Source organism: Ignavibacteria bacterium (assembly GCA_025612375.1).
GTDB lineage: Bacteria > Bacteroidota > Ignavibacteria > Ignavibacteriales > SURF-24 > JAAXKN01.
In genome coordinates, this window is the sequence record JAAXKN010000004.1 from 47,048 (window position 1) to 68,989 (window position 21,942).

Below are 21,942 nucleotides of genomic sequence, written 5' to 3' on the forward strand. Positions count from 1 at the left end.
CAATATTCCAACTGTTCCTCCCCGAAGTAATCAGAATTAGCTGTCTTTAGAATTAGGCCATCACCTCCTCAGTTGAGCCTTGCTTTTCAAATAAGAATATGTCATGGAAACACCCACCAGTGCAGCTCCAAGCACAAGAAATGACATCATCTTGTATGTGGCTTCAGAACTTGAAATGCCCTGCAGGAACACATAAAGAATTGTTGCGGCAAATGTAGTCAGTGACATCCATCTGTATTTCCTTGAGTTCAGCACCTTCCCCAGGTAATAATAAATAAGAGCGACAGCTATCCACGACAGTCCTACAAAACCAGCGGGGATGTTGCTGTAAAGGGCATATGGAATAATCAGGAGTGCAATCAGAAGATAGGAATTTCTCATCATTTCAGTCTTCAACTCAAGGCGCTCTTTCTGCCAGTTCATCAGCCGTGCACTTAAAAGCGATACAACGCCGAAGCTTATGCTTGTAAGCTCAATCCTCTGATCAAAAATCAGAAATGAGATTGTGAGCAGCAGATATATGATGAAATTTGCTACAACAATAAACCTCGAGCGGAACCATATTGCCATTGAAACAACAAGAAGGCTCTGCCAGCATAATGGAATGAAGGCGGCAGGGAATTGCAGGTAGCTGATTATTGAAAGGCTGAGTGCAAGGTATCCTGTCATGGCATAGATGAAAGTAAGGTGCTTATGGTTCAGCCGTAAATACAAAATTGCCGAGAGCGTTATAAATACAGCGGCGGCAACTAAGCTGAGAGAGGCAAAATACCCTGTAGGCGAAATTGTAAGAGTGAACAATCCGAAACTAAGCAGAACGTTTAAGGTTGAACTGGAATATCTTAATCCCTCAGCCGGCTCTTTATTGGTTCCAAGATAGAAAGCAGAAGTATGAATAAGCATATAAAGAAGCAAGATAGAGGAATAAAAAGGATCAACATTTCTGAAATGGGAACTGCCCGTTAAAACAGGATTACCGATAAGCCAGTCAAGATAAGAGAAATAACTCATTAAGACAGAGGCAATTAACAGCTTAAACCAGTTGTTCTTAAGTGAGAGGTAAACTCCGAGAACCGAAAGAAGCGCAATACCTCCCATGATCAAGGCATCATTATCCGATACAAGCAGAGTTATATATCCTATAAGCAGGCTCAAACCAGAAAGGTAGGCCGAGTTTCTCTTTACAGCTATTGCCAGGCTTGATAAAAAGACAATGGCAAGCAGAAACAGTTCCGGCCAAATGCTGTTTAGTGCAATGCCTGTGGAAAAGAAATGCAGCCTAAGAACTGAAAAACAAAAAATAATTATGGCTCCTGAGACCAGATGAACATTTATATGCGGCAGTACTTTGTTGAATAATTTTGATGTGAAATAAAGTGCTGCTGCAATAATGAAACCTAAAACTGAAGGAAGCAGAGGGCTGACCTCCTTATATGGGAATGCCAGAAGGAAAATGACCCCGATGATAAAGAGCAGTACACCCACTTTTGCAAAAATGTATTCTCCTATTTTGTACTCCAGTGCATCATTGCTGCTTTCTTTTTCACTGCTGATCCTGTTGATGGCGTCAATCTCATTGTTTACTTTGTTTTCAAAAATCAGATTGACCTTGAATTCAAGCGAGGTAATTCTCTCATCCATCTTCTGAAGGCATGAGCCGATGTCTTCATTTAAAAATTTGTTTGCAGTTGTATCCATTTTAATACTCCTTTAAAATAGTTTTTGCCGAACCGGAGTCAAGTTTTAGTTCAGGAATCAGATCCGTCTTTCTTTTCGATCTTTTTTATATAGAAGAACAATGTTACGGCAAGTGAACTCATTATGGCAATTGATATACCCAAGCCAATCCTCCGGAAATAATATTCTTTAATTTTATCATGTGCTTCTTCGATTACTTCTTTTGTGGTGCTAAGTCCTTTATCCTTTACAACTCCCGTGAATTTATTCAGATCAAAAGAATGCACCATGGTTTTAGCCTCCATTTCAGCTTGTCCGGCATCCCTGAGCTTAAAAGCCGCTTCCGAGACCTCCATTCCCTTCTGCTCAGCTTCCTCAATAAGCCTCCGTGCTCTTACAGCTGAACTGCTCAGGCTGTCCAGGAGATGCCTCATTAAACCGGCGGTCTTAAAGCCTTTCACGTTTCTATTGTCGCTGTGGCACTTTGAGCAGGCGGCTTCTTTATCCGTTCCAAGCAGGCTTACCGAGGCTGCCTTTACGAGGTGGTTGCCGTGACAGGTTTCACATTCGGGATAATTATTTTTATCAAAGGCTTTTTTGTGCGGGCTTGACGCAAATAACTCTGCGTTCAGCGTGTGGCAGAGGCCGCAGACTTTTGATATTGAAGTGACTCCTGGCGGTGTGGCGGCATGGTTACCGTGACAGTCGTTGCAGGAAGGAGCGCCGCTAACCTTATTTACAAGCAGTGCCTGACCGTGGACTCCTTCAGAATATTTTTCGAACTGATCTGTCGGGATCTTGTAAGCACTCATGTATTCTTTATTGCTGTGGCACTCTGCACACGTTGAGGGGAGATTTGTTTTATAAACTTTTGAAGTAGGTACGCCGGGCGCCTGAATGTCGTGATAGCCGTGGCAGTCGGCACAATCGGCAGCTTTCGGGTCATGCATCAGATTGAGCCTCCCGTGGCGGCTCGTTATATATTTCTGATACTGGTCTGTCGGCAGTGCCGGATTGTAGGACCGCATATAAACTACATTGCTGTGGCACCGGGCACAGGTCTTTGGAACATTTAATGAATAGGCGGGAGACAGGGGACTTTTTACATCTCTTACACCGTGAGCCCCATGGCATGTGGTGCACTGAAGGATCCTTTCTTTTCCTGACAGGGACAGCTTGCCGTGGACGCTTGCCTCAAGCAGCCTGAACTGGTCTGTGCGGAGTGCCGATCCGAATGATCTCATTTTCTTTTCATCGGAGTGACACCTTATGCAGACCTCAGTTTTTACGTCTCCCTTGGGAACGCCAATAAAGCCTGCGGACGCGTTCATTGCCTGTTCCATGTCCTCTGAGCGGCTGTTGCCTCCATGGCATCCGGAGCATGAGATTCCCTTACTGAAATGCACGTCGCCCGTAAAGATTTTTGAGGCGTTATCACCAAGTGAATTGTGGCAGTTATAGCATTCATCTGCCTTTGCAAAAACAACGGATGAAAAGATAATTGTGACGAAAAATGCGGTTAACGTTTTCATGACATCCATCCGAGAATTGTTAAAACAATTATGATGGAGACAGCCAGTATACCTATATAATTTATCAGCCGGTTTTTTCTTCCCCGCGAGCTTTTAACGTCCCAGAACGGCACCAAAAGCCATAACACACCGGCAATTGAAAACATGACTATTCCGAAGACTTCGCCATCCATAAAAATGATTTTTGCAGGCAGGTACTTCAGTATCTGAAACATAAAGAGGAAGTACCATTCAGGTCGTATTCCCGCCGGAGCAGGGGCAAAGAGCTCGGCTTTTTCACCTAAGTCAGCCGGGAAAAATACTGCCAGTACGGCTAGTACATTCAGCACAAGCAGCCATAGGAGTAAATCACGCAGCATAAAATTCGGGAAGAAAGGCATTGTTTTCTTTTCACCTTGAGGGGCTTTCTCAATTCCCATCGGTTCACTCATTCCCTGGCGCTGAACCAGAACGAGATGAAACAAGAGAAGGAACGTGAATATCCCGGGAAAGAGAGCAACATGAAAGCCGAAGAATCTGGATAGTGTGGCATCTGTTACATCGTCTCCTCCCCTTAAGAATATCTTCAGAGGCTCTCCTATAACGGGCACTGAGCCTACTATATCGGTCCCCACTTTTGTTGCAAAGAATGCGAGTTTGTTCCAGGGCAGCAGGTATCCGCTGAAACCGAAGGCTAAAGAGATGAAAAACAAAACTGTTCCTGTAACCCAGGTTAACTCCCTCGGGCGGCGGTAGGACTTCTCAAAGTATACGCTGAACATATGAATAAATACAGAAAGTATGAAAAGGTTGGCAGCCCAGGAGTGAATTGATCTTATGAGCCAGCCGAATTCAACTTTTGACATAATGAATTTTATGCTTTCAAATGCAATGTCGGCGCTTCCTTTATAATAAAAGAGCAGGAGAATTCCTGTAAATACCTGAATGATGAAAAGGAAAAGTGATACTCCCCCGAAGTAATACCAGATTGAATTGCGGTGTATGGGAACGGTTTTTTTTCTGAAGAAGTGCACTATTTCCCCGGTGTTAAATCTTTCATCCAGCCAGCCGCCAATTTTTGCAGTCATGTTCTTCATAATGTTTATGCATTTTTAATGATTATTATTTCATTATTTTTTAGCATGGTCCTGTATTCATCAAGAGGGCGGGGAGGAGGCCCGGAAATGTTTCTCCCCGTAAGGTCGTACTTCCCGTTATGGCAGGCGCACCAGATTGCATTCATATCGCTTCTGTACTGAACTGTACAGTTTAAGTGCGTGCAGGAAGCTGAGAAGGCCTTAAATGTGTCTTCTTTTGTTCTTATTACAATTACCGGCTTATTGCCAAAGCGTATGATCTTGCCTGAGTCGAGCGGATAATCCTTTATCATGCCTGCGCTCTGGCTGTTGACTTCAACCTCTCTTTGCCTTGGGGGCTTTAAGTATTCCATCAGGGGATAAAGTACCGATGCGGCAAAACCAAGCATGCCAAGTCCGAGCAGCCTTTTGAGAAATGAGCGCCTGGATTGCGGCTTTGCCTGAATGAATCTGCTCTTATCCTCAAGCTTTTCGGATAATATTTCAGTTGTCTCAGTTAGATTTCTCATGGTATTTGATCCGGTTTTGAATCTTTATTCCGTGAGGCTAAAATCATACCATGATTAAAAGCGGCTGTTTTCAGCTGTTTTGAAGGGGTAGTGATAAATCGGCCGGGGAAAGTGTGAAATCTATTTCACACAAAGCATTTTTTGCGGGTCATGTATGTTACAGAATCCTTCTATCTTACTTAAAAACAGGGTAATTGTGTGAAATCAGTTTTACACTTTTTAGTGTGAGGGGGCTATTTCCTCCATTTGTCAGGATCGAAACCGTAAATGTTTAACAGCCTGTGAATATTTCTGCGCGTCATACCGGCCTCAAGCGCCATATGGGTCACGTTGCCGTTATATTTTCTTAGGAGATAGATGAGGTATTTTTTCTCCACTTCATCAATTGCTTTTTGCTTTGCCTCAGGGAGTTTCAAATTATCGAACGATAATCCTTTTAGGTCTTCATTTATCAGCTTCGGCGGCAGATCTGCAAGAGTAATTACGTCGCCTTTTGACATAATTACCATCCTTTCAATTACATTCTCCAGCTCGCGGATGTTGCCGGGCCAGGCGTAGCTTTCAAGTATTTTAATTACTTCATCACTAAAGCCTGAAATGTTCTTACCAGCTGTTTTGATGAATTTCTTCAGGAAGTGGCCGGCCAGGAGCGCAATGTCCTCTTTCCTCTGCCTCAAGGGAGGCAGGTGAATGTTTATGACATTAAGCCTGTAATACAGGTCGCTTCTAAGCTGCCCGAGCTCTGCAGCCCTGTCGAAGTCGTGGTTGGTAGCTGAAATTATCCTGAAGTTCACACTTATCAGCTCGTTGCCTCCCAGTCTTCTTACAGCCCGTTCCTGAAGAACCCTCAGGAGTTTTACCTGGAGGTTCAATGGCAGCTCGCAGACTTCATCTAAAAAGAATGTACCTTCGTTGGCATATTCAAGCAGTCCCATTTTTCTTGAAGCAGCTCCCGTAAAGGCGCCTTTTTCATAGCCGAATAATTCTGCCTCAAATAAATGCTCCGGAAAGGCTCCGCAGTTTACCGGAACAAAAGGCTTTGTTTTCCTGCTGCTGTGGGCGTGAATGCTTCTTGCAATAAGCTCTTTGCCTGTTCCGCTTTCTCCTGTAACGAGTACGTTGACGTCAGTCTTTGAAATATTCTCTATCATTTCGAAGATCTTCAGCATCTCTTCACTTCGGCCCACAATGTTATCGAACTGGAACTTGTCATCCAGCTGCCTGATTAAATTATTTCTTTCCTTGAAGAATTTTTTCTGCCTGAGCCCTTTTTCAATTACAATCTTCAGCTTTTCAGTGTCAACTGGCTTTTCGAGGAAATCGAAGGCACCCAGCTGCATGGCCTGCACAGCGCGTTCCACGGTACCGTATGCTGTAAAAATTATTATGGGTGTGCCGGGAGAGATTTTATTTGCTTCCTTAATTATTTCAAAGCCGTTCATCTCATCCATAAGAAGGTCGCAGAATATAAGGTCGAACTCTTCCTGCTGAAGGATTTTAAGGGCTGAGGGGCCGTCGCTGAAAGCCAGGGGGCTGAAGCCAAGAGCAGACAATATGCTTGAAAACCCGCTCAGCATGTCCGGCTCGTCATCAATAACAAGTATCCGGGAAGGCTTTTTAGTTAATTTGCCGGCCCCGGGCTCTTTACTAATTTCAGGTAATCTGTTCATTTTATAGATCCCCTAATGTTATTCCCGGCTGCCCCGGGCAGCGTTATGTTAAATATTGTACTTTTCCCGGGCTCCGATTTAACGGTGATTTTTCCGTCGTGCCGCAAAATAATTGCTTTTACTATGGAAAGGCCCAGTCCTGTACCGTTTGAGTTCTGCTTTGTAGTAAAGAAAGCTGTAAATATTTTGGGAAGGTTTTCTTCAGCTATGCCCGTTCCATTGTCCTCAATGCTGATGACGGCGTTCAATGTTCCATTGTTATTTTCAGAGCCAAGCCTAATTGTTATCTCGCCGTGGCTGTCGACGGCGTCGATAGCGTTATTAAGCAGATTCATGAATACCTGCTCCATCTGTCTTGAATCTGCGTATACAACCGGGATATCGCCTTCAAAGTTTCTGTTAATTCTGATGCGCTTGGAGCGGAAGCGGTGCCCAAGAAGGTAGAGGCATTCTTCAATGACGCTTTTTATATCAATGGGTTCCGGATAAAAGGTCATTCTCTGTGAATAGCTTAAAAGGCTTTTTGTATAATTGCTTATGCGCTCAGCCTGCTTTCTGATTATTTTAAGCGTGGGCAAAATGCCATCAGGGGAGTTATTGCTTAAGATAATGCCGTCAACGTGGGCTGCAATAATTCCCGTGGGTGTATTTATTTCATGGGCAACAGAATCGACCAGCTCGCCGATTGAAGCAAGCTTTGAGGCCTGGTTTAACTGCTCCTGGTAAGCCTGTATCTGCTCAAGGTTCCTCCTGGCTTCTTCGGCTCTTATTCTCCTGGAATTTATCACGTAAATGAGGCTGCTGAAGAGCAGCAGGAGTCCAAGTATTACAAAGCCGATGATAAAGAAAATTTTGAACTTTTCTCTTAAGCTTTCAGTCACATGTGTAACCAGTGTGGATATTACGAGTACCCATTTCTGGTTCCCGATTTTAACGGGGAAATAAGCCATAATTTTATCCGGCTCGTTTTCAACTACTGAGTATTCACCAAAGGATGGACCGGAAGCCTTTACAATTGACTGCTGAACAGAGAATGACTTGTGGCATTGTGAACACCCGGGAGTTGTGTTGTTAATGGAGCGGAGGAGCATCTCTTTATGCAGGGGATGATAGATTAGTCTGCCCATGCCGTCAATGATCCAGGCAAAGTCGTTTTTGCTCAGTTTTAACGGCCTTATAAACTGATCTACCAGCCCGTTGAAGTTAATCAGGTATCCCAGGTATCCTATTGTATCTCCCCCGGCCGGGGAGGCTTTATTCAGTATGGGGACAACAATCTGGAAGTAGAGCTTTGGATCAGGCTTTGTCTTTTCATTTGAGCTTACGGCTGAAATAAAATAGTCTCCGCTTCTGCCCGAGGAAACTGCCTGCCTGGTGTAGTAAATTTCCCAGGCGTCGACCGGTTCTCCTGTAAAGCAGCAGACCTTAAGGTTTTTATCTGTAACGAAGACTGAGCGTACAATCTCCGAATCGTAGGCTGCGGGGAGCTGTTTTATAAAGGAAAGGGAATGGCTGTTAACATCTTTTATGCCCGGATAATTGGATAACAGCCTTATATCTCTGACAAGGTGGTGAATAAGGTACGTAATTCCCTGGGCAGTTGATTTTGTCATTTCTAATTGCTGGAATTGATGATCTTTTTTGATATCGTCCAGGGTGTTTTTATATATTCCAACTATCAGGGATGCAAAAAGAACTACAAAGACTACCGGTCCTAACACCAACCAGTATTTTTTATGCCTGCCGTAGCTGAGCCTTTGCATTTGCTGCCGCAATATATTTGCCGCAATATAATATGGGGAAACTTAAAGCGCTACGAAAAAATTAGGATATTAGGTCCATAAATCGGGTATGAACAGTCTCAACAGTCTGCAAAGGCGGCCATTTCTGAAGAATTCCTCTTAGTTTTCAACTGCTTCATGCCTGAAGGCAGGAAGTGTGAAAGTAAAAGTAGTACCTTTTCCCATGCGGCTTTCCACGCTAAGCTTTCCGCCGTTTTTTTCTGTAAGTTCCCTGCACAGAACCAGACCCAGTCCTGAACCGGTTTCTCCGTGAGTCCCCTTGGTACTCTGTGCAGAGTCTATGTCGAATATTTTTCTTGCAGCATCCTCTTGCATTCCGATGCCTGAATCTGCAACTGAAATCTCCAGAAATTCCGGTGTGGATTTTGAACTTACACGGATATAGCCGCCCACGCCTGTAAACTTGACGGCATTTGAAATAAGATTCCTCAGTATCGTTTCTACCATGTTTTGATCGGCATATGCCGCCTCAGAAACCTCAACCGCATTATCTATTGTAATTGATTTGTTGAGGGCTGCTGAGATGAAAAGGCCCTTGATACTTTCCACTTCATCATGGATATTCAGCTTCCCAAATTCCGGGTTAAGCCTCCCGCTCTGAAGTAAAGACCACTCGAGAAGATTGTTTACAAGATTAAATATTTTTTTTGCCGACTGGTTGATTATTCCGGCATATTCGGAAACTTCTTCCTTAGTGAGGCTGGCTGAATTTTTTGCCAGTTCTTCTGAAATTCCCAGGAATCCGAAAAACGGGCTTCTCAGGTCATGAGCTAAAATGGAAAAGAACTTATCCTTAGTGGCATTCGAAACTTCAAGCTCATCATTCAGCCTTTTTAACTCTTCATGGTGGCGGCTGATCTCACGGTTTTTTTCTTCGAGGAGCAGATTGGTTTTCTTCTTTGACCTGTAGGCCGTAAATGTTCCAAGAGCAATAACGGTAACCAGAATGAAGCCCACAATCAGAGAGTTGCGGAGGGTTCTTTGAATTACATTATCTTTCTGCAGAAGAGCAATTTCCTTGTCCTTCTTTTCCGATTTGTACTGCATATCCATCTGTGCAAGCTTCTGCAGCGTCTGCGCCTTGTTAAGGCTGTCTTTATAATTATAATAAAGGTCCTGGATCTCGAAGGCTTTCTTAAAATTGCCCAATTTTGCATAGGCGGTACTGAGATGGAAATATGTCCTGATAAGTGCGCGTTTATCCTTAATCTCCTGCCTTATCTTAAAAGCCTTCAGAAAGTGGTCCAGCGCCAAAGGGTATTTCCCCTGAACTATGTAGATTTCCCCAAGGCTAGTCAGGGAAGCGGCAATGCCGCGCTTTTCCCCCAGATCTTTCCTCATCTGCAGCGCTTTTAAGAAGTAGCTTTCAGCCAGGTCATATTTCTCCAGCTGCCTGTATACCATGCCCAGGTTCTGGTAAGAGCCGGCAACTCCGATTTTATCATCAAGCTCCCTCTTAACCTTCAGTGCAAGCCTGTGGTATTTCAGAGATTCATTAAATTTCTTGGAGTCAAAATTTATCAGTCCCATCAGTTCATATGAATTTGCCATCCCGTATTTTTCATCTATTTTTTCTCTTATCCTCATTGCCTTAGAGCAGTATTCCAGGGCTTTCGGGTAATCTTTCAGTATATAATGAAGTGTTGCTACAAGGCTGTATGAAACCGAAAGCTCTTTTGTGTCTGAATTCTCTTCTGCTATTTTTATCGCCTGATAATAATTTTTCATGGCCATATCATAATTGCCAAGGTGCTCGAGAATTCCGCCAATGGAATTAAGTGACAGGGCAATTCCATGCTTATCGCCAGAGGATTTTCTTATTTCAAGGGCTTTCCTGTGATATTCCATTGCAGAATTGAAATCGGAAAGATTTACGTACATTTCTCCCAGGTTTGCATAACTGACGGCCTTGCCTTTTGCATAATTTAATTCTTCCGACATTTTCAGAGCTTGGGAGGCGGTCTGAATCCCTTTTTGCGGGTCGGCATTCTGGTAATAATCCGCAAGGGCGAGCATAACATCTATTTTTTCAGTACCTGATTTCGTTTTAATTAAGCCTTCGAGGCTATCCGGTCTGACTTGTGCAGACATGGGGCTGCCAGTAAAGCTTAATACAGCCATGACTAATAAGGTTAGAGTAGGTTTCATAAAATTCTTTTAGTAAATAGTAAAAAGTTAAGCAGTTGCTGGCTGCAAATGACAAAATTTATGAAATTGGAAAGGGAGCTGAACGTTACCTGATCTTATGGACAAACATAAATATATTATCGCCCAAATTCCCGTTTTATTTAAAGAACTTAAGCCTTTTGCGGGCTGAATATCCAAAAATTCACATTTGTGTGGTTAATATTAGCCATGGCTCCATCTATTTGATCCCTTATCTAATCCCTTAGTTGGCACAAATCTGTCTCTTTCCCTGCAATAAGCTTCAAAATAAAGGAATTGTTTGTAGCTTATTACCGGAATTCTGTAATGTGTGGACTGGCCCGGAAGTTGGGTCCTTATAAATAGAAACGATGTTTATTCAAGATTTTTATTTTTAAGGGCACGAAATGAGAACTAAGAAACAGATATCGATGAAAGAGTATATGAGTTTACAGGTGAGATTCATTTTATACAAGTCACAGGCCAACAAGATGGATAATCTTACAGCTGCCGAAATCTACGCTCCTCTCTTAGCACAGAAAATAAGAAGCAAATACGAAGTTACCTTCTAGATCTGTTAAAAAAGTTTATAAAATAGCCTGAATATCCCGGATTTCCAGGCTTTGCAATTCTGATGCTTAAGGCTTCAAACGATTAATTCCCTGAAAGCCCTGCTTTTACCCGCCCGGAAGAACAATTTCCTTGTTATATTTGCACTTCACTTTTGACCGGGGAATTATGAAAATTTTATATAAATCAGGGGCTGCAATTGCTCTTTCAACCTTTTTAATCCTTAGTTCTTTCCCTTCCGTTATTTTTTCGCAGGAGCCGGAGGATACAGTTATTACAGAAAACGTCTATGTAACGGCTAAGAAAATAACTGAACTTACAGTAGAGTCCTCAAAAAATATAACCGTAATTTCCAGGGAGGATATTCAGAATGCTCCTGCCGGGAGCCTGCAGGACATACTCGGGTATTTTGCAGGGGTGGATGTTAAAAAACGCGGGCCTTCGGGCGTACAGGCCGACCTCAGTATCCGCGGGGGATCGTTTGAACAGATCCTTATTCTTGTTGACGGGGTCAGGCTGAGCGATCCGCAGACGGGACATAATAACCTGAACCTGCCCGTTAACCTGGAGGACGTGGAAAAAATTGAAATCCTCAAAGGCCAGGCTTCAAGCATCTACGGGCCAAATGCACTCTCGGGCGCAATTAACATAATCACCAGAAAAACAAAGGGAAATGAACTCCTCCTGAACGCCTCGGCAGGGGAGAAAGGGTACTATAAAGGCGGCTTGTCTTTCTCCTATGCACCCGGAGAGTTTTCAAATAAAGTTTCACTGTCCAAGGAAAAGTCAGACGGCTACAGATACAATACAGCCGTCGACGTCTTAACTGTGGCCCTTAATTCGGCAATTCAGTTTAATTCCGGAAGCGGAAAGTTTTCTTTGGGCCTAACCGACAAGAAGTTTGGTGCAAACGGATTTTATTCCGACAAGTATCCCAATCAGTGGGAACACTTAAAAACCGTGTTTTCATCACTCGGCCTGAATTATGCGCTTAAGGGCGTTTCAATTTCTCCAAAGTTCTACTGGAGGAGTAACAGGGATAATTACCTTCTTGACTACACCAGGCCTGACTTCTATAACAATCTGCACAAAACAAATTCCTATGGCGCTGAAATTCAGAGCTCCTGGTCAAAGGGCATTATGCGCATCCTGCTTGGAGGCGAGATGGGTTATGATGATATCGTTAGCTCAAACCTTGGAAACCATAACAGAAGAAAAGGAGGCCTTTCACTCTCGGCAGTCTTAAGTCCGGTGGAAAACCTAAAGATTGCTGCCGGCGGATTTCTATATAATTACGACAGCTTCGGCTGGAAGTACTGGCCCGGTGTGGACCTCAGTTACCATTTTACAGAGAATGTCGGTATTAAAGCCTCGATCGGGAAATCATTCCGCATCCCAACATTTACCGAGCTTTATTATAACAGCCCTGCTCAGACGGGTAATGCGGTGCTTCAGCCCGAAGAAGCTTTGTCTTATGAAGCAGGTCTTTATTTCACAGGCTATGATATCTCCGGAAATGTGTGCCTGTTTACCCGGAAGGGGAATAACCTGATCGACTGGATAAGATATTCTCCGGAAAAACCCTGGCAGGCAGAAAATATAACTAAGATAAATACCAGCGGAATTGACGCTAACATTTCCATTAATCCCGCCTTAATCAAAATGGGCCTGATCATTAAAAAGCTGACACTGGGATACTCATATCTGACTTCAGATCTGAAGCTGGGTAACTACCAGTCGAAATATATTCTGGATCATCTGAGGCACCAGTTTGTGGCCTCAGTAATGCACGTGCTCCCTTTGGGATTAGAAATGAACTGGGCCTTCAGATATGAGAACAGGCTTAACCAGGATGAGTACTTTATTACGGATGCAAAACTTTCCTGTGGAATCCGTGAGCATGAACTATTCCTGGAGGCTTCAAATCTATTCAACAAGTATTATATGGATTTTAGCGGAATCCCGATGCCGGGGCGCTGGATAATTGGAGGCGTTAAATTCAAATTGGACCTGAATTAACGCCTTAAAACACTTCGGCATTTATTCAACTTCGGCAGACGGCAGCTTCAGGCGGCTTTGCATTACGCGGTCGTATAAAATGGCCAGCAGCCCTAAAACAGAAAAAATCGTCATAAATGCTGCCATCGGCAGGGCGGTCCCGGTATGGAAGAGGCTTACGAAGGCCGAGGCCGCAGCGCCGAAGACCATCTGCATGCTGCCCAGCATGGCCGAGGCTGTGCCGGCATTTTTCTTAAATGGCTCAAGTGCAAGTGCGGTAGTGTTTGGATTTAAGAACCCGAGCCAGAACAGGTAGAAAAATATCAGTAGCATTATTACCAGGTAATAAACATTCATCAAAACACAAACTGCCAGAATAATTGAAACCGCAAACTGAATTACTATTGTAACTATTGTAACCTGGCGGCTCGTTCTTCTTGAAAGCCAGAGGCGGTTGAACTGGCTTGCAGAGACAAGCGCAAGTGCATTTACGCCGTATATCCAGCCGAAATAAGCTTCCGGGATTCCAAAGAGCTGTATAAAAACAAATGAGGAATCCGATATATAACTGAAAAGTGCCGCTGTGGCAGCCCCGCTTGCAACTGCGTAAACTAGAAATGTCCTGTTCCGGAAGAGTGAGAAATATCCCTGTACTAACTTCAACGGGTGAAACGACACGGTTGGATCGGCTTCTTTTGTTTCGGGCAGATATTTACTGATAACAAAAGTCATGGTGGCAGAAACAATGAGAAGAAGAAGGAATATATAGCGCCATCCCGCTGAGGCAACAATAAAGCCCCCCAGTATCGGCGCCAGAATGGGCGCTACACCCATTACAAGCATCATCATTGAGAATACCTTTGCAGTCTCGTGCGGCGAGAACAGGTCCCTTACAACTGCACGTGAGGCCACCATGCCAACGCAGCCCCCGATTGCAAGTAAAAACCTGAATGCAATTAGTAAATAGATCGAAGGCGCAAAGGCGCATCCAATGGCTGAAGCCATATAGATAAAAAGTCCCGCAAGCAGTGGCTTTTTGCGTCCAAAGCGGTCTAATATGGGGCCGTAGAAAAGCTGGCCCAGGGAAATTCCGATAAAGTAGCTTGTAAGTGAAAGTGTGACGTGTTCAATGTCTGTTGCAAGATCCTTTGCTATTGACGGGAAGCCCGGAATATAAGCATCAATAGAAAAAGGGCCGATTGCAGTCAAAAATCCCAGTACATATATTATTCTTAAGTGCGCTTTATTTTCCATTTAACCTTTTATTGCCGATAAAATCTAAACTTATAATATAGCTCCATTCCATCCCAAAAATCCACATTGAAGAATTTTATAAATTTTAAGAGGCATACTTAAGCATTCAGGTGTAATGGATCAGTAATTGGACATCGGCAGCTTGAAGAAATTACTAAGTCCCAGGGATGCGGCCCCTACTGCAACCGAGAACTGCCGGTTTCTGCCAGCAACAATTTTAAGCGCGTTGCTCGTAACGGCAAGAACATTCATCTGAATGGCGTTTTCAATCGGGTTAATGATTATCTCTCCCAGTTCGGCTATGGTACCCGTAATTATGAGTGTGTCGGGATTAAGCAGGGCAATTGAAGGGGCAATTACTTCGCCGATTTTCCGTCCGAACATTGAGAATATCAGCAGAGCAATTTCATCTCCCTGTCTGGCCATATCTATCAGGCTGTTGACATCCAGATTTTCAGAAGATGAAATAAAGTTCTTTAGTATTTTCCCTTCAGAAAATCTGGGTCTGACCATATCAATAAGCTGCCTCAGGTTCGGCATATGAGGATAGAGCTCCCCGGCGCTGAAGGATGCTCCCCGGTAGATGTTTCCCTCAAGAATGATTCCTATTCCCAGGCCTACTACATTCATATCAAATTCAATTAACAGGACCAGGAAATTATTCTTGTTTTTCCCCTGCCCGGTCCACTTTTCTCCTATTGCAGCGGCGTTGGCGTTATTTTCAACCAGGATAGGAAACTTAAAACAGTGCTTCAGTTTTTCAAGTAGCTGGAGGTTCAGGTTGAAAAGGACTCCCGACATTACAACTACGCCCCTTAGGTAGTCTACAATACCGGTAAAAGCAATACAGCAGCCCAGAATTTTTTCCTCCTTAACCCCGGAATCTGAAATTATGCTGCTTATTACAAATATTATGCTTTCAACCAGTTCATCCAGGTTACTTGAAACATCTACTTTATAAATATTTTTTTTAACCGCTTCTCCCGTAAGGTCAAGTATAACGGCGGTCATTTCGCCAATTTCAACGTCGATGCCTATTGCGTAAAAGGCATCCGCGTTCAGTTTCCACAGAGCAGGGCGTACGCCTCCTTTTTCAGTTGCCTCGCCCTTGCCTGTACTTACAATGAGCGACCTGGCGGAGAGTTCTTTCAGTATGCTGAAGATGGTGGATTTATTCAGATTAGTAATTCTTATGAGTTCGGAGCTGGATATGACGGAATTTTCCCTTATAACGTTAAGAGTGAGCTTTTCATGGTATCCCTTTACAGCTGCCGGGTCAAGGGTCATGTGTTTTCTTGTTTTCATTTATGTACCCTGGGAAATGACTGAGTCAGTGGGCCGTCCGGACTAACCTGCCCTGTTTTAATATAATGTAAATATTCTGCGGCAGAAATTACAGCCTTAAGGAGGTGAAAAAGGGGTAAAAAAGAATGATACCAATTTTTGGACCTTGATTAACAATCACAAAAAGATAGATTCTAATTGAAGTTAGTTTGTTCGGAGGACAAACCAAAAGATTTTGTGAACAGGAGCAATGAGCAGATGAATGAGGAAAGCTTTATTCCAGGAAATCAAAAGGTTGTCAGAATTATAAACCGGGCAATGATCTTAAATTTAATCCGTACCAAGCAGCCGATACCAAGGACCGAGATTGCCAGGATTACGGGACTGAACAAAAGCACCGTCTCAAGCATCGTATCGGGCCTCCTGCAGGAAAACCTTATCTATGAACAGGCAACCAGCGACCAGAACGTAGGGCGTAATCCGGTTAGCCTATTTCTCAGGAAAAACAGATTTTATGCGGGCGCAATTAATGTAGATCCCGAAACTACCACGCTGGGGGTTGTGGATATTGACGGCACTATTATAGGGACTTCATCCCTCAGAACAGAATATGCCGGGCCGGAACGGTTCATCAGCCGCTGCACGGAAGAGATAAAAAGTCTTTGTCAGGAAAACCGTATTGATGAGCTAGAAGGAATAGGCTTTACAATAGGAGGTATTGTAGAGGACGGCAATTCAATTGCAAGCTATACCCCAAATGGGCGCTGGGAAAACTTTAATGTCAGCCGGGCAATCAGGAGTAACTGGCCGGGGCTCAAAATCGTTTCGGCAGGCAACGAGGCAAAGTCCTGCGCACTGGCTGAGCTGTGGTTCGGCGGCAGTGAGGCAGATCTCTCAAGCTTTGTCTTTGTTTTGGTAGGCCCCGCTATAAGCTCCGGAATTGTTATAGACAACAGGCTCCTTGACGGCGGCTCACAGGCCTCGGGTGAATTCGGTCACATTACCATTGTCGAAGGGGGCGAAGCATGCGAGTGCGGTAACAAGGGCTGCTGGGAAAAATATTCCTCGGACCAGGCAACCATTAAAAGGTATGAAGGAAAATCATCCTCCGGAAAAGTTTCCCTGAATAATAAAGAAATAACCCTGCAGACAATCATCGATTCGGCATTCTTAGGAGAAAAGACTGCCATAAATACGTTGAAAGAAACAGGGTACTATATGGGGCTTGGAATTACAAACATTGTCCGCTCCATTGATCCCAAGGCAGTGATTCTTAGCGGAAGAATTACCCAGGCCTGGGATATTATTTATCCCGAAATGATTAAAGTTGTTAAAGAACGCACATCTTCAGGCAGAGAGAGAAATATTCAGATTCTTCCATCCTCGCTGTCTGAACACTCGGGGCTGCTTGGGGCAGCAACGCTCGTTATAAAGGAAATATTTGACTATTACAGGATTACATCTGAATAGCTGGTAATAGCAGTTTAGGCAACAATTTTAGAGAGGACAAAATGCGAAGAATTAGCTCCATTCTAAGTCTTTTTCTTATTTCTCTAGCCTTCCTTTCTTCTAAAGCCTCGGCTCAGGCGAGTATTGAAGGAGTAGTCAGGGACTCCCAGACCGGAGAACCTCTCATGGGCGCTACAGTTATACTTATAGGTACAAGCAAAGGAGCAACAAGCAATCCCGACGGCAAGTATGCCATCAGAAATGTGCCCGCAGGACAATATACAATCCGTACCACATTTATAGGATATGTTGAAGCAAGAAGAAATATTGCCGTTAATGACGGCGCAGCCGCAATAGAGAACTTTTCCCTGGAGCCTGTTACGGTTGAAGGGCAGGAAGTAGTTGTAACCGGGCAGGCGCTGGGACAGAAGCAGGCCATTAACCAGCAGCTTGCCGCAAACAATATACTTAATGCCGTATCCTCTGCCAGAATACAGGAGCTCCCGGATGCAAATGCCGCTGAATCAATTGCAAGGCTTCCCGGTATATCTGTCCTCAGAGAAGGAGGCGAGGGCAACCAGGTTATTGTACGGGGCCTGGCCCCGAAATATAACCAGATCACAATAGACGGCGTGCAGATGTCAACTTCAAGCCCGAACGACAGAAGCGCGGACCTCAGCATGGTTTCATCAAATATGCTCGAGGGAATTCAGGTGGCAAAGAGCAATACCGCCGATATGGACGCTGATGTGCTGGGCGGTACAGTAAACTTCGAGCTCAGAGAAGCCCGCCAGAGTGATACGCGCCTGCCGGTAGTTGTAAGCTTCCTGGCACAGGCAGGCTACAATAATCTTTCTAATGCTTACAATAAGTACAATAATTACAAGTATGTAGGCAGCATTGAAAACAGGTTTTCTGACGGCCTCTTTGGGGTCTTTGCACAGATTGATCTTGAACGGAAGAACCTTACCTCCAATGAACTGGGTGCCTCTTATACAAATTATCTTAAGGATCCGAAAAGCCAGACTGACTACCAGACTACGGGCCTTACTCTTTCAGATATTCCAAGGGACCGCCAGAGAATAAACGGCGCACTCGTCATGGACTATCTGGTGCCTGATGGTAAATTTAAGCTTACAAATTTTGTCAGTTCCGGCAATACCGACACACGCAGCCGCCAGGAATTCTTTGACGTACTGAATACACAGAACAACTATACGCTCTCTTACGCCAACAGCAAGCTCACTATACTTTCAAACTCGCTCGACTATAAGCAGGCAATGCCAATATTTAATTTCCATGCCAGGGTATCACATACGTATTCAGAGACAAAGGACCCTAACGACTGGTCCATTAATTTTATGCAGAAGGACCAGACAGGGCTTAACCAGTTTATTGATGCCAAAAATGTCAACCCGCAGGAAGTTCAAAGGGCGGCCACACCGAATCTGAGCACAACATACTTGCGCAGCATTCAGACGACAAACAGTTTCTCAAAGGAACGTGCACTGGCTGCTGTACTTGACCTCGACCGGGAGATCAACCTCTCGGAGCTTATTACAGCAGACTTTAAGGTAGGTGGAAAATTCCGCCATCAGACACGTTCATATGATTTTAACCTTATCGGTCAGGGAGGAGGCTCTTTCGTTGATATAAGCGCAATTCCGATTACATCGCTTATTTCCCAAAACTTCGGGCTTCCGCCAAGCGACAATCCCAACGAAGTCCCGATGACGCATTTTGTCGACCCCTCATTCAGCTACGGGAAATTTTTAGAAGGTGACTATCAGATGGGTTCCCCGCTCGACTTTGCTAAACTAAACAGCCTGGTGGACCTTGTAAAGGCAAACGCCTACCTGAATGTTCCGGCTTATGCTCCCGACGCCTATAATTCACAGAGCTTCGACTATTCGGGCTTTGAGGACAGATCTGCTTTTTATGTTATGTCGGTTTTTAATATCGGCCAGCAGATTACTTTTATACCGGGCGTCCGGTATCAGAATCTTAAAACCAGCTATAAGGCAGCGCAGGGGCAGGTGAATACCACGGCCACGGTTTTATATCCCCATATCGACAGCACCGTAGTTCAGAACCATGCAAACTGGCTCCCAAGCGCGTCACTAAGGTATAAGCCGTTCTCATGGTTTGATATCCGCCTCTCGTACTCTCAGACTCTGGCATATCCCGACTACAATGCAATTATCCCCAGGGCATCCGTTAACGGCAACAGCATCGCCTACAATAACAGCAGTCTGAAACCGTCGCATTCGGAAAACTATGACGCCTATCTTTCATTTTATGATAATACAATCGGACTTTTTACCATTGGCGGTTTCTTAAAGAGGATTGATAACCTCATATTCGCAAACAGAATTCATGTCACCGGTACGAATGCTGCGCAGTACGGACCTCCTCCAGCAATTTGGATCCCTATTCCGACGCAGACATATTTTGTCGACACGTATATTAACAGCCCTTTCAGAATTGATAATTATGGAATGGAACTCGACTGGCAGACGCATTTCTGGTACCTGCCGGGACCCCTGGCAGGCCTGGTGTTTAACGTCAATTATACTCACATATTCTCCAAGGCAACTTATCCTTTCCTGCTGCAGGTAAAGTCGGGGCGTTTCATTACCTATACTGATACCTCATATACAGAACGCCTTCTGGATCAGCCTAATGATATAGTAAATATGTCGCTCGGGTTCGACTATGGCGGGTTTTCTGCCCGTATATCAATGCTTTACCAGACACACGTCTTTACAGCCGGGCATCTGTTCCCGCAGCTGAGAACCAACACGGCTGCCTACCGCAGATGGGATCTGGCCGTAAAGCAGGACCTCCCCTGGTTCAATCTCCAGATATATGGCGACCTTAATAACATTAACGGGGCAAAAGACGTCAGTGAAATTCAGGGCGGTGCCGGTGTCCCAAGATCTCTCCAGGACTACGGCATGACGGCTGACCTGGGCTTACGGTTCAGGTTCTAGTTCCTAGGCTCAGTTTTAGTTCTTAGGTTCAGGTTCTTAATTGTTTTCTGTTTGTTCTTTGTCTTTATGTTCAGTCATTTATTGTTTTTTTCTGTCTTTCTGTTCCGTTCCGGTAGTGTGTTAGAATGGTACTTAGAAAATGAATTCATGTTCTTAATAACATAAACCTCAAAACAAGAAGGGGGTACTTTATGAAAGCTATAATGGCTACTTTGTTCTTGGTTTCTGTGATATTACTGTCCGGTCTTTCGAGCGTGAGCTATGCTCAGAATGATACTCTTGTTGTATATGCCAATTCGGATAAAACTCTGGATCAGATAATCAGTGCTGATGTTTCAACAGGTGGTGCACAGGCCCACAAGGTATATAAGCTTGTTTCCACCGATACTACCTACTTGTTTGCGGCTGCAATTACGGCAACCTCAAATATTTCGATTGTCGGCAAGCTTGGATTAAACGGAAGGCCAGCCACCATCCAGCCCGATGTTCTTCCCGATGCCAGCGTTCCCGGAACTTTTCTTATTCTGAATAAGAACGGAATTAAAGCTCTCCTGAAAAACCTTTATATTACCGGCCAGTCAATTGCCGGTTCAGTTAATTCTCCCAATGCAATTGGTATTATTGTAAAAAGCGACAGCTGCCGCCTTGAGGTGGACAACTGTGTCTTTGAGCAGTGGGACCAGTATGCGCTTAATTACCAGGGAAATATGGACAAGCTATTCGTCTATAATACCAAATTCAGGAACATGGTTAACAGCGCCGGCCAGTGGTATGTTGGAGAAGCGGTCCGCAATTCCGGCGGCAATGCAACCGATTCACTCGTAATGAGAAATAACACGTTCTTCTGCGTTAACGCATACGCGGCAGCCCCGGTAACAGGGAAAATATTAAAATACTTTGAATTTATACATAACGACGTAGTCTGGATGTTTAAGAACCCGTTCTTCGCCTTTAACGTAACAAATGCCAAAATTAATGATAATCTTTTCTATGCTGCATGGGCCGGCGGAATCAGCAAAACGGAATACCCGTGGTGGGACCAGCTGCGCTCTCCTGAAAAAGGTTCATTAATTGATTTCGATACACTGAACGTGGCAATTGCCAAGATATTCGACCCTCAGGATTCTACAAATGCAAATGTCAGAATGCTGGCTGAAGCAAAAAGAACGGTTGAGGTCAAGAATAATACGTATTTCTGGCCGCAACGAGTTATTGACTATATAAAGGCATGGAACGATACTGCTCATGTGGACTCGGTTATTACGGCAACCTGGATGAACCAGAGAACTACAAATATGTTTGCTGATTCTACAACGTGGCCCGGATTTGTTGAGGCAAATAATCAGAACGTTGACCCCGGATTTGGACCTTCAATTGACTCCGTAATGGACAATAAGCCGGAGTTCGGCGTCGGATTCCTGGAATATTTCAAGGCCGTAAGAACTGCAAAAATATCAACTGAGGTCTGGGGTTATCACCTCCAGCACGTTATGCAGGGTGTTAACTGGATTCCTCAGTGGCCGCTGCCCGAAGCTAAGGACCTGAAATATACCAATGCTACACTTCTTACTGCATCTACTGACGGAAAGCCGATTGGCGATCTGAACTGGTTCAATATGGCTATAAGCGGTGTGAAAAATTATTCTTCAGTTGTTCCAAAACACTTTACACTATATGAAGCTTATCCGAATCCTTTTAACCCTTCGACCAATATCAAGTTCGACCTGCCCCAAAGCGGAAATGTTACTCTTAAAATTTATGACATACAGGGCAGACTGGTTACAACGATTCTGAATAATGAATTTAAGATAAGCGGAACATACGAGTACAAAGTTGATTTGAACAGAATGGCCTCCGGCATTTACCTCTATACACTGCAGCAGAACGGCCAAATGCTGACAAAGAAAATGGCTTTATTAAAGTAATTTAGATCATAACACTCCTTTATGGGCTGCTTTCTTGTGAAAGCAGCCCATTCTTTGC

Annotated in this window: 14 protein-coding genes; 5 read left to right on the forward strand and 9 right to left on the reverse strand. The window is 44.2% G+C overall.

The window, feature by feature from the left end; genetic code table 11:
- Positions 1-60: 60 nt before the first annotated feature.
- From HF312_04460 to HF312_04490, 7 genes are all read right to left on the reverse strand, one after another.
- Positions 61-1,698 (reverse strand): DUF2339 domain-containing protein, encoded by a 1,638-nt coding sequence (locus tag HF312_04460; protein ID MCU7519444.1) that lies wholly within the window; start codon positions 1,696-1,698, stop codon positions 61-63.
- A 50-nt stretch (positions 1,699-1,748) separates the two neighbouring features.
- On the reverse strand, positions 1,749-3,209 hold the full coding sequence (locus HF312_04465; GenBank protein ID MCU7519445.1) for a hypothetical protein: 1,461 nt from the start codon (positions 3,207-3,209) through the stop codon (positions 1,749-1,751).
- Positions 3,206-4,276: a cytochrome bc complex cytochrome b subunit gene (locus tag HF312_04470; protein ID MCU7519446.1), complete on the reverse strand. Its 1,071-nt coding sequence runs from the start codon at positions 4,274-4,276 to the stop codon at positions 3,206-3,208. The genes HF312_04465 and HF312_04470 overlap by 4 nt, the downstream gene beginning before the upstream one ends.
- Before the next feature lie 14 nt (positions 4,277-4,290).
- Complete coding sequence (locus HF312_04475) at positions 4,291-4,794, reverse strand: Rieske (2Fe-2S) protein (GenBank protein MCU7519447.1); 504 nt, start codon at positions 4,792-4,794, stop codon at positions 4,291-4,293.
- Between the two features lie 233 nt (positions 4,795-5,027).
- Positions 5,028-6,464, reverse strand: a complete 1,437-nt coding sequence (locus HF312_04480) for a sigma-54-dependent Fis family transcriptional regulator (protein ID MCU7519448.1) — start codon at positions 6,462-6,464, stop codon at positions 5,028-5,030.
- Positions 6,461-8,077, reverse strand: coding sequence for a GHKL domain-containing protein (locus tag HF312_04485; protein ID MCU7519449.1), 1,617 nt, complete (start codon positions 8,075-8,077; stop codon positions 6,461-6,463). The genes HF312_04480 and HF312_04485 overlap by 4 nt, the downstream gene beginning before the upstream one ends.
- Positions 8,078-8,365: 288 nt before the next feature.
- Positions 8,366-10,414: a tetratricopeptide repeat protein gene (locus HF312_04490; protein ID MCU7519450.1), complete on the reverse strand. Its 2,049-nt coding sequence runs from the start codon at positions 10,412-10,414 to the stop codon at positions 8,366-8,368.
- A 404-nt stretch (positions 10,415-10,818) separates the two neighbouring features.
- Between HF312_04490 and HF312_04495 the strand changes: the two genes are divergently transcribed.
- Both HF312_04495 and HF312_04500 read left to right on the forward strand, forming a co-directional pair.
- Positions 10,819-10,983, forward strand: a complete 165-nt coding sequence (locus tag HF312_04495; GenBank protein MCU7519451.1) for a hypothetical protein — start codon at positions 10,819-10,821, stop codon at positions 10,981-10,983.
- 166 nt (positions 10,984-11,149) lie between these two features.
- On the forward strand, positions 11,150-13,000 hold the full coding sequence (locus HF312_04500) for a TonB-dependent receptor (protein ID MCU7519452.1): 1,851 nt from the start codon (positions 11,150-11,152) through the stop codon (positions 12,998-13,000).
- Between the two features lie 21 nt (positions 13,001-13,021).
- Here the strand turns inward: HF312_04500 and HF312_04505 are convergent, their stop codons facing one another.
- Together HF312_04505 and HF312_04510 are read right to left on the reverse strand one after the other, a co-directional pair.
- Complete coding sequence (locus tag HF312_04505) at positions 13,022-14,233, reverse strand: multidrug effflux MFS transporter (protein ID MCU7519453.1); 1,212 nt, start codon at positions 14,231-14,233, stop codon at positions 13,022-13,024.
- Between the two features lie 120 nt (positions 14,234-14,353).
- Positions 14,354-15,538: an ROK family protein gene (locus HF312_04510; GenBank protein ID MCU7519454.1), complete on the reverse strand. Its 1,185-nt coding sequence runs from the start codon at positions 15,536-15,538 to the stop codon at positions 14,354-14,356.
- 216 nt (positions 15,539-15,754) lie between these two features.
- On the opposite strand from HF312_04510, the gene HF312_04515 reads away from it, so the two are divergent.
- From HF312_04515 to HF312_04525, 3 genes are all read left to right on the forward strand, one after another.
- Positions 15,755-16,987 carry an ROK family transcriptional regulator gene (locus HF312_04515; protein MCU7519455.1) on the forward strand — a complete coding sequence of 411 codons (1,233 nt, stop codon included), beginning with the start codon at positions 15,755-15,757 and terminating at the stop codon, positions 16,985-16,987.
- 41 nt (positions 16,988-17,028) lie between these two features.
- Positions 17,029-19,959: a TonB-dependent receptor gene (locus tag HF312_04520; GenBank protein MCU7519456.1), complete on the forward strand. Its 2,931-nt coding sequence runs from the start codon at positions 17,029-17,031 to the stop codon at positions 19,957-19,959.
- Positions 19,960-20,150: 191 nt separating this feature from the next.
- Positions 20,151-21,884, forward strand: coding sequence for a T9SS type A sorting domain-containing protein (locus HF312_04525; protein ID MCU7519457.1), 1,734 nt, complete (start codon positions 20,151-20,153; stop codon positions 21,882-21,884).
- Positions 21,885-21,942: the final 58 nt, after the last annotated feature.

Bases quoted from the DNA above. Each gene is read 5' to 3' on its own strand.
- HF312_04460 (MCU7519444.1), bottom strand. From the start codon at position 1,698: ATGGATACAACTGCAAACAAATTTTTAAATGAAGACATCGGCTCATGC.
- HF312_04465 (MCU7519445.1), bottom strand. From the start codon at position 3,209: ATGAAAACGTTAACCGCATTTTTCGTCACAATTATCTTTTCATCCGTT.
- HF312_04470 (MCU7519446.1), bottom strand. From the start codon at position 4,276: ATGACTGCAAAAATTGGCGGCTGGCTGGATGAAAGATTTAACACCGGG.
- HF312_04475 (MCU7519447.1), bottom strand. From the start codon at position 4,794: ATGAGAAATCTAACTGAGACAACTGAAATATTATCCGAAAAGCTTGAG.
- HF312_04480 (MCU7519448.1), bottom strand. From the start codon at position 6,464: ATGAACAGATTACCTGAAATTAGTAAAGAGCCCGGGGCCGGCAAATTA.
- HF312_04485 (MCU7519449.1), bottom strand. From the start codon at position 8,077: ATGACAAAATCAACTGCCCAGGGAATTACGTACCTTATTCACCACCTT.
- HF312_04490 (MCU7519450.1), bottom strand. From the start codon at position 10,414: ATGAAACCTACTCTAACCTTATTAGTCATGGCTGTATTAAGCTTTACT.
- HF312_04495 (MCU7519451.1), top strand. From the start codon at position 10,819: ATGAGAACTAAGAAACAGATATCGATGAAAGAGTATATGAGTTTACAG.
- HF312_04500 (MCU7519452.1), top strand. From the start codon at position 11,150: ATGAAAATTTTATATAAATCAGGGGCTGCAATTGCTCTTTCAACCTTT.
- HF312_04505 (MCU7519453.1), bottom strand. From the start codon at position 14,233: ATGGAAAATAAAGCGCACTTAAGAATAATATATGTACTGGGATTTTTG.
- HF312_04510 (MCU7519454.1), bottom strand. From the start codon at position 15,538: ATGAAAACAAGAAAACACATGACCCTTGACCCGGCAGCTGTAAAGGGA.
- HF312_04520 (MCU7519456.1), top strand. From the start codon at position 17,029: ATGCGAAGAATTAGCTCCATTCTAAGTCTTTTTCTTATTTCTCTAGCC.
- HF312_04525 (MCU7519457.1), top strand. From the start codon at position 20,151: ATGAAAGCTATAATGGCTACTTTGTTCTTGGTTTCTGTGATATTACTG.